Origin of the sequence: Pseudomonas sp. Teo4, assembly GCF_034387475.1 — a bacterium.
In the GTDB taxonomy this organism is placed as follows: domain Bacteria; phylum Pseudomonadota; class Gammaproteobacteria; order Pseudomonadales; family Pseudomonadaceae; genus Aquipseudomonas.
This window is the reverse complement of record NZ_JAXCIL010000002.1, coordinates 1,179,048-1,192,008: the sequence shown is the minus strand read 5'-3', so window position 1 is coordinate 1,192,008 and position 12,961 is coordinate 1,179,048. Positions and strand designations below refer to the sequence as shown.

Sequence of the window (12,961 nt, the reverse complement as noted above, 5' to 3'; positions counted from 1 at the left end):
CGGTACAGGCATTACAGGTCAGCATCCTCCACCACCCTCACCTTCCCCGCATCCAGCGCATACGCCGCATCGGCAAGGTCATTGCTGACCTTTTCCACCTTCAACGTCCCGCTGACCCACAACGGCGTGTAGATATCGTCGATTTTCAAGCCTTTCGGGTAGCGCACCAGCACCAGCTGGTTCGGCGGTGGTGGCGGCACATGAATGCAGGCGCCTGGGTAAGGCACCAGGAAGAACAGCGTGCTGTTGCCCTTGGCATCGCTTTCCAGCGGCACCGGGTAACCGCCCAGGCGGATTTCCTTGCCGTTCATGGCCGCCACGGTCTTGGTCGAGTACATCACTGCCGGCAGGCCCTTGCTCTGCTTGAGGCCGCCCTTGTCGGTAAAGGTACCCATGGCCTCCGGCGAGTTATGGTCGATCTCGGGCATCTGCTCCAGCGCTTTCTGGTCCGACTTGGGCATCAGCTCCAACCAGTCGGTTTCGGGCAGTTCGGCATGGGCCAGGGTGCTGGCCAGGAGCAAGGGAATGAGGAAAAAGGCACGCATGAAAATGCTCGGCAACTCGGATGAATTGCCGGGCATTCTACCGGGTATTCAGCGTTTCTTGATGAATCCGTAAATCACCAGAAGGACCACCGCACCGACCAGCGCACCCAAGAAACCGGCGGCTTGTCCGGCCTGATAGATACCTAGGGCCTGCCCACCGTAGGTGGCGAGCAACGAGCCGGCGATACCCAGCAGGATGGTCATGATCCAGCCCATGCTGTCGTCCCCTGGCTTGATGAAGCGCGCCAGCAGACCCACGATGAGGCCGATGAAGATGGTTCCAATGATGCCCATGGCAATCCCTCTGCAGTGAAGATGGAACAAGCCAAAGCCTAGACAGCACTTTGGCTTGTTGCCATTTCAGAGGGCCCGCCGATGGCAGAAGTTCGGTCAGTTGCCGATCAACGCCTCTACCTCGGCGATCTTGCGCTCGAGGGTGGCCATGTCCTTGCAACGCAGGGTGGCGTGGCCGACCTTGCGCCCAACCTTGAAGGCTTTGCCATAGTGGTGCAGGTGGCAGTCTTCGATAGCCACGACCTTCTCCACCGACGGCACTTCGCCGATGAAGTTGAGCATGGCGCTCTCGCCCACCTTGGCGGTCGAACCCAGCGGCAAGCCGGCAACGGCGCGCAGGTGGTTCTCGAACTGGCTGCACTCGGCGCCTTCGATGGTCCAGTGCCCGGAGTTGTGTACGCGCGGGGCGATTTCGTTGGCCTTCAGGCCACCGTCGACCTCGAAGAACTCGAAGGCCATGACGCCAACATAGTCGAGCTTCTGCAGCACCCGGCCAACGTAGTCTTCGGCCAGCGCCTGCAGTGGATGCGCTTCACTGGCCACCGACAGACGCAGGATGCCGCTTTCGTGGGTGTTGTGCACCAGCGGGTAGAAACGGGTTTCACCGTCGCGGGCACGCACGGCCACCAGCGAAACTTCGCCAGTGAACGGCACGAAGCCTTCAAGCAGGCACGGCACGCTGCCCAGTTCAGCGAAGGTGCCGACCACGTCCTCAGGCGTACGCAGAACCTTCTGGCCCTTGCCGTCGTAACCCAGGGTACGGGTCTTGAGTACAGCCGGCAGGCCGATGCTGGCTACTGCGGCGTCCAGGTCCTGTTGCGAAAGGATGTCGGCGAAGGCCGGGGTCGGGATGCCCAGGTCGCGGAACATGCTCTTTTCAAACAGGCGGTCACGGGCGATACGCAGCGCCTCGGCGCTTGGGTACACCGGCACGAACTGCGAGAGGAAGGCCACGGTCTCGGCCGGGACGCTTTCGAATTCGAAGGTCACCAGGTCGACTTCGTCGGCCAACTGGCGCAGGTGGTCCTGGTCGCCATAGTCAGCACGCAGGTGCTCGCCAAGCGGCGCGGCGCAGGCGTCTGGCGCCGGGTCGAGGAAGGCGAAGTTCATGCCCAGCGGAGTGCCCGCCAGGGCCAGCATGCGGCCCAACTGGCCGCCACCGATTACACCGATCTTCATGAAGTCAGCCTCAAGCCTGGCGTGGGTCTGGATTGTCCAGGACAGTGTCGGTCTGCTCAGTGCGGAACTGCTTGAGCGCTGCATGGTACTGAGGGTACTTGGCGCCCAGGATGCTCGCCGACAGCAGGGCGGCGTTGACGGCACCGGCACGGCCAATGGCCAGGGTAGCGACCGGAACGCCAGCCGGCATCTGCACGATCGACAGCAGCGAGTCCACGCCTGACAGCATCGACGACTGCACCGGCACACCCAGTACCGGCAGGTGGGTCTTGGCGGCGCACATGCCCGGCAGGTGGGCAGCGCCACCGGCACCGGCGATAATCACCTCGATGCCACGCCCTTCAGCTTCTTCAGCGTACTGGAACAGCAGATCCGGGGTCCGGTGGGCGGAAACCACCTTCACTTCATAGGGAATGCCGAGTTTTTCCAGCATATCGGCGGTGTGGCTAAGGGTGGACCAATCGGACTTGGAGCCCATGATCACGCCAACCAGTGCACTCATCGTCGAGCCTCTCCTGCAAGCGCCTTCAGGCGCGCTAAAAGCAACAAGCCACGCAGGTGGACCGGCGTGGCTTGTCATACGGATTCTGAATCGACCGAGTCGGCCGAAGGCGCGGGATTATAGCGTATTGCAAGCCAGCGCGCCCACCCCCATAAGCACATGTCGGATCAAAGGGCAAGCTGTCTCGCAGGACAAGTTTTTCCGGCTTTCAGGAAGCGCGCCCCACCGACAGTCTGCACCTTCGAACACCAATGCCCTCGGAGGAAACCAACATGCCAAAAAACCGCTTTGCAGCCTTGATACTAAGCGCCTTATGCACACTCCAGTTTTCAAGTGCATGGGCGGCCAGATCCCTTGTGGTAACCATCTTTGCGCATGACGAACTGGCCGACATCAGCGACCAGCAACTGAAGAAAGACTACTTTCAGCCCTGGCTGGATGAGATGCGCAGCTTTACCAACCACCCGATCGAACTGGTGTTCCAACGCTCTGTGCCAGGCATTACCGATATCAATTATCGGAACATGACGTCAGACGACATTCTCGATGCATTTAAAGAGCAGGTCGATGCCTACACAGCGAACAACCTCTTCTCATTCATGAACAAAAACCTACTGCTCACCCGCCATAGATATGACGACCAGAGCGCTGTTACTTTTCGCGCGGGGCTTGCCAGGCAAAGCCGCAACACAGCCATTTCGTCGATGAATTCGTTCGCCACCCCAGGCCATGAAATCGGTCATATGCTGTCTGCCACCCATGAAGACTCGAGAATCCGATACAACGGTTGGATTTGCGAAACCTACATGACTCCAACCCGTTTTGACCTGCGCTCGAACTGTTATCGGTACAGCGATGAAAACCGCGCAAAAATCGCCGATTACCTGAAGTACAACTCAAATTGATCCCTCACCCTGTGCTCCGGCCGACTCCAGCTTGCGCCATAGCAGGCGGACGTTGGCCTTACGAACCAATGCACAACGGTACAAGCGGATTTCCAACGGCACATGCCATTGACTGGCGCCGCAAATAGCCAACTCACCTCGCTCCAGCTCACCCCGCATGGAAAGCCTGGGCACCCAGGCCACGCCCATCCCCTCCAGCGCCATGCTCTTTAGACTGTCGGCCATGGCTGTTTCATAGACGGTGGTGTAACGCAGGTTGCGCTGGCGTAGCAAAAGACTCACCGAACGCCCCAGAAAAGCACCTGCACTATAAGCAAGCAGAGGCACGCTGCTGTCGCCATCCAGATCGAACAGGGGCTTGCCATCGGCCCCTACCGCACACACCGGCAACATTTCCGTGGTGCCCATGTGCAGCGATGGGAAGATTTCGGCATCCATCTGCAGGGCAGCATCCGGGTCATAGAAAGCCAGCATCAGGTCACAGCCACCTTCACGCAATGCATGGACGGCATCACCTACGTTGGTGGCAACCAGGCGTGTGGCGATGTTCAATCCGTCGTTGCGCAGCTGGGCCACCCAACGCGGGAAAAACCCCGACGCCAGCGAGTGCGCCGCAGCCACTTGAACCACCTCACCCTGCCCACCTTCAAGATGATGCAAATGGCGTAGAACTTCGCTCAACTGGTCGACAACCGTACGTGCAGTGACAAGAAATAGCTGCCCTGCCTCAGTCAGCTCGATGGGCGTGCGGGAACGATTCACCAAGGTCAGCCCAAGGGCGGCTTCCAGGCTGCGAATACGTCGGCTGAAGGCCGGCTGCGTGACGAAACGTCGCTCTGCCGCCTGGGAAAAACTGCGTGTGGCGGCCAGGGCACTGAAGTCTTCCAGCCACTTGCTTTCGAGGTTCATCGACTACTCCGCAAGGCGTGCACCAAAATGGAACACGCTCGATTGTCAATCGGCGTCACATCAAACCGTATGCCGTTTCTGCATAGGTTAGCGTGCAACAGCATTGGCCGCAAAATCACCTTCAGGCCTAGGATTGGCGCCATTCCGGCATGTGCCGGGTCAAAATCGAGATGATATCCATCATGTCCTCCGCTGCATCGTTCCGCGTCGAAAAAGATCTGCTTGGTACCCTTGAAGTCCCTGCCGATGCCTACTACGGCATCCAGACTCTGCGCGCTGCCAACAACTTCCACCTCTCCGGTGTACCGCTGTCGCACTATCCGAAACTGGTAGTCGGCCTGGCGATGGTCAAGCAGGCTGCTGCTGACGCCAACCGAGAGCTGGGGCACCTGAGCGATGCCAAGCACGCAGCCATCAGCGCTGCCTGCGCACGACTGATCAAAGGCGACTACCACGAGCAGTTCGTCGTGGACATGATTCAAGGCGGTGCTGGTACTTCTACCAACATGAACGCCAACGAAGTCATCGCCAACATCGCGCTGGAGGCCATGGGCCACCAGAAGGGTGAGTACCAGTACCTGCACCCGAACAACGATGTGAACATGGCGCAGTCGACCAACGACGCCTACCCGACCGCGATCCGCCTGGGCCTGCTGCTGGGCCACGACGCCCTGCTGGCCAGCCTCGACAGCCTGATTCAGGCCTTCGCCGCCAAAGGTAAAGAGTTCGACCACGTACTGAAGATGGGCCGTACCCAGCTGCAGGACGCCGTGCCGATGACCCTGGGCCAGGAATTCCGCGCCTTCGCCACCACCATGACCGAAGACCTGCAGCGCCTGCGCTCGCTGGCTCCGGAACTGCTGACCGAAATCAACCTGGGCGGCACCGCCATCGGTACCGGCATCAACGCCGACCCTGGCTACCAGGCCCTGGCCGTTCAGCGCCTGGCGATCATCAGCGGCCAACCGCTGGTACCGGCTGCCGACCTGATCGAAGCCACCTCCGACATGGGCGCCTTCGTGCTGTTCTCCGGCATGCTCAAGCGTACCGCAGTCAAGCTGTCAAAGATCTGCAACGACCTGCGCCTGCTGTCCAGCGGCCCACGCACCGGCATCAACGAGATCAACCTGCCAGCGCGTCAGCCAGGCAGCTCGATCATGCCAGGCAAGGTCAACCCGGTTATCCCGGAAGCGGTCAACCAAGTCGCCTTCGCCATCATGGGCAACGACCTGGCCCTGACTGTCGCCGCCGAAGGTGGCCAGCTGCAGCTGAACGTGATGGAACCGCTGATCGCCTACAAGATCTTCGACTCGATCCGCCTGCTGCAACGCGCCATGGACATGCTGCGCGAGCACTGCATCGTCGGCATCACCGCCAACGAACAGCGCTGCCGTGAACTGGTCGAGCACTCGATCGGCCTGGTCACCGCCCTGAACCCGTACATCGGCTACGAAAACGCCACCCGTATCGCCCGCGTTGCCCTGGAAACCGGCCGCGGCGTACTGGAACTGGTGCGCGAAGAGAAGCTGCTGGACGAAGAGATGCTCAACGACATCCTGCGTCCGGAAAACATGATCGCTCCACGTCTGGTTCCGCTGAAGGCGTAACCGACCGCTTGAAACGTCTCACCAGGTCGAGGGACTAGACACCTCTCAACCTTTCCAGGGCCCTAGCGCACGCTTAGGGCCCTTTTTTTGTCTTCAATTTGCGCGACCCCAGATCCTCTACCGGCACACAACTTGCTCCATAATGCATCCCAGCCCGACGGGATACCGAGCATGCTGCACAGTCACCTGACCACCCTCAACGCGGTTTCGCTGATCCTCAACCTCTTCCAGGAAGACGGTTGCGAGGCTGCGTCGCTGCTGGCCGGCAGTGGCATAGGCCCAGCAGACCTGGGGCATGCCGATGCGCGCATCACCACCCAGCAGGAGCTGCAGGTGTGCGCCAATGCCGTGGCCCGGCGCGAGGACATTGGCCTGGAGCTGGGCCGGCGCATGCATGTGTCGTGCTACGGCATGCTCGGTTACGCCTTGCTCTCCAGTGCCACTTTGGGTGACGCCCTGCGTTTGGCGCTGCAGTATCCGGCACTGCTGGGAACAGTCTTCCAGCTGCGTCTGGTGGACGATGGGCAACGTGTCTGGTTCAGTGCCAGCGAATACCGCGACAGCCCGGCCCTTGCAGCCTTCAATGCCGAATTCTGCCTGGTGTCGCTGAAAGTCATCTGCGACGACCTGCTGGGCCGCACACTGCCCTTGCTCGGCGCCCGCTTCGAGCACAGCCGACCTGGCTACCACACGCTCTATGCCGGTGCATTCCAGTGCCCTCTGGGCTTCGACGCCGAGGACAATGCCTTTGCCTTCGAACGCCGCTGGCTCGACACACCGCTGCCGCTGGCCGACCCTATTACCCATAAAGCGATGAGTGAACGCTGCCGCCGCCTGAACCTGGAGTTCACCGGTCGCCAGGCCTGGCTCGGGCGCATCCGCCAATTGCTGCTGCAACAGCTGGACGCAGCACCTGGCCTGGACGGGCTTGCGCGGCAGATGAACTGTTCGTCGCGCACCCTGCGCCGGCACCTGCAGGCAATGGGCAGCAGTTATCAGCAGTTGCTGGATGAACTGCGCTTCGAACGGGCCAAGCAGTTGCTCGCTGATGAGCAGATGCCGATCTACCGCATTGCCGAAACCCTGGGCTTCAGCGAAACGGCGAGCTTCCGGCATGCGTTCCAGCGCTGGAGCGGCGTGGCGCCCAGCCACTATCGCGGCTGAGCCGCATGGCCCCATCGCCGGCAAGCCGGCTCCCACAGGTTCTGCAGTGTTCTCAAGGTCTGCACGGTCCATGTGGGAGCCGGCTTGCCGGCGATAGGGCCACCGAGCTTGGCCACATCTATCCCCTTTTGGCCGTTTGCGTCGTTCTCCACTCAAGGCCTGCCCGTGACAATGGGCCCACGCCAGTAAAACCGGAGAACAACAATGCTGACGATCTATTCCGATGATCACCGCCTTCACCACGGCCGCTGCGAGCTGATCGACGGCAAGCTGATGCCCTGCTTTGAAATGCCATCGCGCGCCGACCATGTGCTCGATCAGGTGAAAAAGCGCAATCTCGGCGAGGTCCAAGGCCCGACCGACTTTGGCCGCGCTCCACTGCAACGTATCCACAGCACCGAGTACCTCGACTTCTTCGAGGGTGCCTGGGCCCGCTGGGCCGCACTGGGCCACGAAGGCGACCTGCTGCCCTTCACCTGGCCAGCGCGCACCCTGCGCCAGGTCAAACCCACCGGCCTGCACGGTGAGTTGGGCTACTACAGTTTCGACGCCGGCGCCCCCATTACCGCCGGCACCTGGCAGGCTGCCTACAGCGCTGCCCAGGTTGCCCTCACCGCCCAGGCGGCCATCCAGCAAGGCGCCCACTCAGCCTTCGCCCTGTGCCGCCCACCAGGGCATCACGCCGCTGCCGAAGTCATGGGCGGCTATTGCTACCTGAACAACGCCGCAATTGCTGCCCAAGCCTTCCTCGACCAAGGGCGCGCCAAAGTGGCCATCCTGGATGTCGACTACCACCACGGCAACGGCACCCAGGACATCTTCTACCAGCGCAATGACGTGTTCTTCGCCTCGATCCACGGCGATCCGCAGGACGAATTCCCGTTCTTCCTCGGCTACGCCGACGAAACCGGTGAAGGCGCAGGCGAAGGGTGCAACATCAACTATCCCCTGCCCGCAGGCAGTGACTGGGGTGCCTGGAGCGCTGCGCTGGAAGACGCCTGCCAGCGCATCGCCAGCTACGACGCCGATGTGCTGGTGGTTTCCCTCGGCGTGGACACCTTCAAGGACGACCCGATCTCCCAGTTCAAGCTGGACAGCCCGGACTACCTGGAAATGGGCAAGCGCATCGCCGCCCTGGGCAAGCCGACCCTGTTCGTGATGGAAGGCGGCTACGCTGTGGAGGAAATCGGTATCAACGCGGTCAATGTGCTGGAAGGCTTCCAGCGCGCTCAGCCAGGAGCTCGTTAATGGTTCGACTCAAGCGTCTGCTCGCCCCGCTCATCGCCACCACGCTGTTCACCGGCGCCCTCCACGCCCAGGCCGAACAGCGGACCCTGCGCGTATACAACTGGTTCGATTACATCACGCCGCAGACCTTGACCGACTTTCAGAAGGACAGTGGCGTAAAACTGATCTACGACATCTTCGACACCAACGAGGCGCTGGAAGCCAAGTTGCTGACCGGTAACTCCGGCTATGACGTGGTGGTGCCGTCCAACGTGTTCCTGGCCAAGCAGATCGAGGCCGGTGTGTTCCAGCCGCTGGATCGCGCCAAGCTGCCGAACTGGCAACACCTGGACCCGGCCCTGATGAAACTGATCGAGGCCAACGACCCTGGCAACAAGTTTGCCGTGCCCTACATGTACGGCACTGTCCTGATCGGCTTCAACCCGGACAAGGTCAAGGCAGCGCTGGGCGACAACGCCCCTGTCGACAGCTGGGACCTGATCTTCAAGGAAGAGAACATCGCCAAGCTCAAGCAGTGTGGCGTTGCGCTGCTCGATTCGCCGTCGGAGATTCTGCCCCTGGCCTTGCAGTACCTGGGCCTGGACCCCAACAGCGGCAAGCCTGACGACTACAAGAAAGCAGAAGCATTGCTGCTGAAGATCCGCCCGCACATCACCTACTTCCATTCCTCGAAGTACATGGCGGATATCGCCAACGGCGACATCTGCGTAGCGGTGGGTTATTCGGGCAGCTTCTCCCAGGCCGCCAACCGTGCTCGCGATGCCAAGAACGGGGTGGTGGTCGACATGCGCCTGCCGAAGGAAGGTGCGCCGATCTGGTTCGACATGCTGGCGATACCGAAAAATGCGGCCAACCCGGAAGATGCCCACACGTTCATCAATTACCTGCTGCGCCCAGAGGTGATTGCACCGATCAGTGACTTTGTCGGGTATCCGAACCCGAACAAGGACGCGACCGAGAAAGTCAGCCCGGCAATTCGCAACAACCCCAACCTGTATCCGACGGCTGAGGCGATGGCCAAGCTGTATACCCTCAAACCGCTGCCACGGGATGCGGAACGGGCACGGACGCGGGCCTGGACACGGATCAAGTCCGGGACCTGAGTTGGATGCTTCGCGGGTGAACCCGCTCCCACAGGATTTGTACAGTTCTGTGGGAGCGGGTTCACCCGCGAACAGGCCGCCAAGCCTTGCGCAACCGCATCAGCGCCTCGGCAATCTCCCCCTCCGGCACCGCCGCAAACCCCAGCACCAACCCCGCTCGCTTATCCACAGGCACCTCGCTGTCCTCCAGCCAGTAACTGCTCAACGGATTGACCTCAACCCCCACCACCTCAGCCCTGGCCACCAACTCCTGCTCCCGCGCATAGTTATCCACATCCACCTTGACGTGCAGCCCGGCAGCCACTTCCGGCATTGAGCCCAGACCTGGAATACCCACAGGCCACCCCGCCTTCAGCACATTGCGCCGGCTCAACGCCGCCCGCCGCATCCGCCGGATATGCCGCTGGAAATGCCCTTGGGCCATGAACTCAGCCATCACGCACTGCGTTCCCACTTCCGAGTGACGAACCGCCAACGCGCGCCCCTGACTGAAGGCTTCCACCAGCCGCGTGGGCAATACCAGGTAACCCAGTCGCAAGGCCGGAAATGCAATCTTGCCGAAGGTGCCGACATACAGCACCCGCCCCTGCTTATCGAGGGCCGCCAAGGGGGCCAACGGTGCACCGCTGTAGCGGTACTCACCGTCATAGTCGTCTTCGATGATCCAGCCATCGTTGCGTTCAGCCCAGGCCAGCAAGGCCAGCCGCCGCGCCAGGCTCATGGTCACACCTGTGGGGTATTGGTGAGCTGGCGTCACGTAGACCAACCGGCAATCCGCCAACTGCCCCAACTGCTGGCAATCCAAGCCCTCTTCATCCACCGCAACCCCAATCACCTTCCCTCCTGCCACGGCGAAGGCATGACCTGCAGCCCGGTAACCGGGGTTTTCCACAGCCACTCCGTCGCCGGGATGCAACAGCAACTGTGCACAAAGGCTAATGGCCTGCTGCGCACCACTGGTGATCACAATTTGTTCAGCCGTACACGAAAGCCCTCGGGAACGACGCATATAGGCCGCCACCAGCTCCCGCAGAACTGGTTCGCCGGCCGGGTCCCCGTAACCGAGCCGGGCCGGGTCTGGATTGCGCCAGAAACCCGCTTGCAGCTTGGCCCACACGTCAAACGGGAAAAGGTCGAAGGCCGGAATACCCACCCGAAATGCACGCGGAGCGCCACTTCTTGGAGGTGGCAAATGGTTATTTTTCAGACGCTCAAGCGGCTCGCTGGAGCGCTCGTCGCTGGATAAATCCTCAGTATTTTCTGATGAAAATGTGGATAACCCTGTTGATAAACCCAGGGATAACCCTGTGGATAGTTGTGTGGATAGTTTCGGCAGCCGGCTCACATAGGTGCCATCCCCTACCCGGCTTTCGATGTAGCCCTCGGCATACAACTGGTCATAGGCACGCACCACGCTGTTGCGCGAAAGCGCCAGCATGGCCGCCAGGTCTCGAGTCGCTGGCAGGCGCGTGCCACTGCTCAACCGCCCATCGAGCACCCTTGCCCGCAGTGCTTGATAAAGCTGCTGGCTAAGCCCACGGCGTCGGTCGAGGACGATGCCGGTTGGGTCGAAAGGCAATACGAGGGGACGCTCGCTCATGGTATTGGACCTATGAAATCAGCTGCTAATGGCTCTTACTCAGAACCAATAGCCTGCCTAGGATGGAGCCATTCGACAAGGAACCTGCCATGTACAACAGCAAGCCCCATCAGGAACACGACCTCGATCGCCTGCACCAGCATATGCTCGACACACGCCTGGCCTTGCTGGTCAGCCATGGCGAGCACGGCATGCTGGCCACGCATCTGCCCGTGCTCATTGAACGCGGTGAAGGCGAGTTCGGCACGGTCTATGCCCATCTTGCCCGGGCCAATCGCCAATGGCAGGACTTGGAGCAAGGCGGCGAGGCACTGCTGGTGTTCCCGGGGGCCGATGCCTATGTCAGCCCAAGCTACTACCCCAGCAAGGCCGACAACCCCAAGGTGGTGCCGACCTGGAATTACCTGGCAGTGCATGCTTATGGCGCAGTCGAGGTCATCCACGACGCCGCACCTCTGCTGGACATCGTCACTCGCCTGACCAACCGTCACGAACAGGGCCGCAGCGAGCCCTGGAAGGTGGCCGAGGCCCCCGCCGACTACCTCGAAGGCATGCTCCGCGCCATCGTTGGCATCCGTATGCCCATCGCCCGCCTGCAGGGTGCGCGAAAGCTCAGTCAGAACCGCTCGGCCGAGGATATCGCTGGCGTGCGCGAAGGCCTTGGCAACAGCACCGATTACCTGGACAACCAACTCGCGGCGCACATGCGCCAACTCTGAAGGAAAAGCCCATGACCAGCGTTACCCTGCGCCCCGTCAGCGCCAGTGACCATTCTGCCTGGCTCGCCTTGTGGCAGGCCTATCTGCGCTTCTATGAAACCGAATTGCCCGAAGCGGTCAGCGCCAGCACCTGGCAGCGCCTGCTCGACCCAAGCGAGCCTACCCACTCGGCGCTGGCCTGGGTCGATGGCAAGGCGGTCGGGATGGTCAACTGGATCTATCATCGTTCCAACTGGAGCATCGAGAACTCCTGCTACCTGCAGGACCTGTACGTGGACAGCAACCAGCGCGGCCTGGGCATCGGCCGCCAGCTGATCGAACACGTGTATGCCACGGCCAAGGCAGCAGGCTGCATCAAGGTGCACTGGCTGACCCACGAAACCAACGCCACCGCCATCAGCCTGTATCAGCAGGTTGCCGAGCGCCCGGGCTTCATCCAATTCCGCAAAGGGTTGTAAGCCGACCATGACCGACGCATTGAACTGGAAACCCGCCGCAACCCCAACGGCCGAGCCCATCGACGGCCGTTTCATCCGCCTGGAAAAGCTCGACCCGGCCCGACATGGCGACGACCTGTGGGAGGTGCTGCAAGGGCCGGGCTCGGACCCGGTGTTGTGGGACTACCTGCCTTATGGGCCCTTCAGCGAACGCAGCGCCTTCGACCGCTGGCTGGAGGGTAACGCAGCAGGCCGCGACCCGTTCTTCTACACCGTCATCGACCGCCGCTCCGGCCAGGCCCAAGGCATTCTCAGCCTGATGTCGATCGTGCCCGACCATGGCCGCATCGAAATTGGCCACATCGCCTTCGGCGCCGCCATGCAGCGCACGCCAAAGGGCACCGAAGCGGTGTATCTGCTAGGCAAACTCGGCTTCGAGCTGGGCAACCGCCGCCTGGAGTGGAAATGCAACAACGCCAACGCCCGCTCCAAGCGCGCAGCGGAGCGGTTCGGATTCCAGTTCGAAGGGGTGTTCCGCAAGCACCTGGTGGTGAAGGACCACAACCGGGACACGGCTTGGTACTCGATTACCGATGATGAGTGGCCACAGGTGGCTGCCGGGTTCGAGCGGTGGTTGAGCGAAGACAACCAGCGACCTGAAGGACAGGTTCAGACCTTGGAAGCATGCCGCAGAGGTTAATATCCATGACCGATCACGGGCTGGCAGGCCCGCGGTCGGTGTAAGAGAA

14 protein-coding genes are annotated in these 12,961 nt (G+C 61.4%); 8 read left to right on the top strand and 6 right to left on the bottom strand.

The features are described from left to right. Positions 1-11 precede the first annotated feature (11 nt). From PspTeo4_RS21710 to purE, 4 genes are all read right to left on the bottom strand, one after another. On the bottom strand, positions 12-545 hold the full coding sequence (locus PspTeo4_RS21710; RefSeq protein WP_416196970.1) for a DUF3299 domain-containing protein: 534 nt from the start codon (positions 543-545) through the stop codon (positions 12-14). A gap of 48 nt (positions 546-593) precedes the next feature. Then, the gene (locus tag PspTeo4_RS21705; protein WP_003253308.1) at positions 594-839 is read right to left on the bottom strand and encodes a GlsB/YeaQ/YmgE family stress response membrane protein; all 246 of its coding nucleotides are present in this window, start codon (positions 837-839) and stop codon (positions 594-596) included. Positions 840-935: 96 nt separating this feature from the next. Further along, positions 936-2,018 carry a 5-(carboxyamino)imidazole ribonucleotide synthase gene (locus PspTeo4_RS21700; RefSeq protein ID WP_322365926.1) on the bottom strand — a complete coding sequence of 361 codons (1,083 nt, stop codon included), beginning with the start codon at positions 2,016-2,018 and terminating at the stop codon, positions 936-938. A 10-nt stretch (positions 2,019-2,028) separates the two neighbouring features. Beyond that, positions 2,029-2,520 carry a 5-(carboxyamino)imidazole ribonucleotide mutase gene (gene purE, locus PspTeo4_RS21695; RefSeq protein WP_003253304.1) on the bottom strand — a complete coding sequence of 164 codons (492 nt, stop codon included), beginning with the start codon at positions 2,518-2,520 and terminating at the stop codon, positions 2,029-2,031. Between the two features lie 272 nt (positions 2,521-2,792). On the opposite strand from purE, the gene PspTeo4_RS21690 reads away from it, so the two are divergent. Further along, complete coding sequence (locus tag PspTeo4_RS21690) at positions 2,793-3,425, top strand: hypothetical protein (RefSeq protein WP_322365925.1); 633 nt, start codon at positions 2,793-2,795, stop codon at positions 3,423-3,425. Here PspTeo4_RS21690 and PspTeo4_RS21685 read toward each other — a convergent pair. Next, on the bottom strand, positions 3,417-4,334 hold the full coding sequence (locus PspTeo4_RS21685) for a LysR substrate-binding domain-containing protein (RefSeq protein WP_322365924.1): 918 nt from the start codon (positions 4,332-4,334) through the stop codon (positions 3,417-3,419). The two genes, PspTeo4_RS21690 and PspTeo4_RS21685, sit on opposite strands and share 9 nt — an antisense overlap. Before the next feature lie 182 nt (positions 4,335-4,516). Here PspTeo4_RS21685 and aspA point away from each other — a divergent pair, with 182 nt between their 5' ends. The 4 genes from aspA (at position 4,517) to PspTeo4_RS21665 (ending at position 9,456) form a co-directional block, all read left to right on the top strand. Beyond that, positions 4,517-5,941 (top strand): aspartate ammonia-lyase, encoded by a 1,425-nt coding sequence (aspA, locus tag PspTeo4_RS21680; protein WP_025754235.1) that lies wholly within the window; start codon positions 4,517-4,519, stop codon positions 5,939-5,941. Positions 5,942-6,112: 171 nt separating this feature from the next. Next, entirely contained in the window at positions 6,113-7,105 is a 993-nt protein-coding gene (locus PspTeo4_RS21675) for an AraC family transcriptional regulator (protein ID WP_322365923.1), read from the top strand. A 204-nt stretch (positions 7,106-7,309) separates the two neighbouring features. Then, a complete protein-coding gene (locus tag PspTeo4_RS21670; RefSeq protein WP_322365922.1) occupies positions 7,310-8,353 on the top strand; it encodes a histone deacetylase family protein in 1,044 nt (347 codons plus the stop codon). Beyond that, a complete protein-coding gene (locus tag PspTeo4_RS21665; protein ID WP_322365921.1) occupies positions 8,353-9,456 on the top strand; it encodes a polyamine ABC transporter substrate-binding protein in 1,104 nt (367 codons plus the stop codon). The genes PspTeo4_RS21670 and PspTeo4_RS21665 overlap by 1 nt, the downstream gene beginning before the upstream one ends. Positions 9,457-9,517: 61 nt before the next feature. Here the strand turns inward: PspTeo4_RS21665 and PspTeo4_RS21660 are convergent, their stop codons facing one another. Next, on the bottom strand, positions 9,518-11,056 hold the full coding sequence (locus tag PspTeo4_RS21660; RefSeq protein ID WP_322365920.1) for a PLP-dependent aminotransferase family protein: 1,539 nt from the start codon (positions 11,054-11,056) through the stop codon (positions 9,518-9,520). An 89-nt stretch (positions 11,057-11,145) separates the two neighbouring features. Here PspTeo4_RS21660 and PspTeo4_RS21655 point away from each other — a divergent pair, with 89 nt between their 5' ends. The 3 genes from PspTeo4_RS21655 to PspTeo4_RS21645 are packed head-to-tail and all read left to right on the top strand — an operon-like array spanning position 11,146 to position 12,912. After that, the gene (locus PspTeo4_RS21655) at positions 11,146-11,775 is read left to right on the top strand and encodes an FMN-binding negative transcriptional regulator (protein ID WP_322365919.1); all 630 of its coding nucleotides are present in this window, start codon (positions 11,146-11,148) and stop codon (positions 11,773-11,775) included. 11 nt (positions 11,776-11,786) lie between these two features. Then, positions 11,787-12,233, top strand: a complete 447-nt coding sequence (locus PspTeo4_RS21650) for a GNAT family N-acetyltransferase (RefSeq protein ID WP_322365918.1) — start codon at positions 11,787-11,789, stop codon at positions 12,231-12,233. A 7-nt stretch (positions 12,234-12,240) separates the two neighbouring features. Beyond that, positions 12,241-12,912: a GNAT family protein gene (locus tag PspTeo4_RS21645; RefSeq protein ID WP_322365917.1), complete on the top strand. Its 672-nt coding sequence runs from the start codon at positions 12,241-12,243 to the stop codon at positions 12,910-12,912. Positions 12,913-12,961 lie beyond the last annotated feature (49 nt).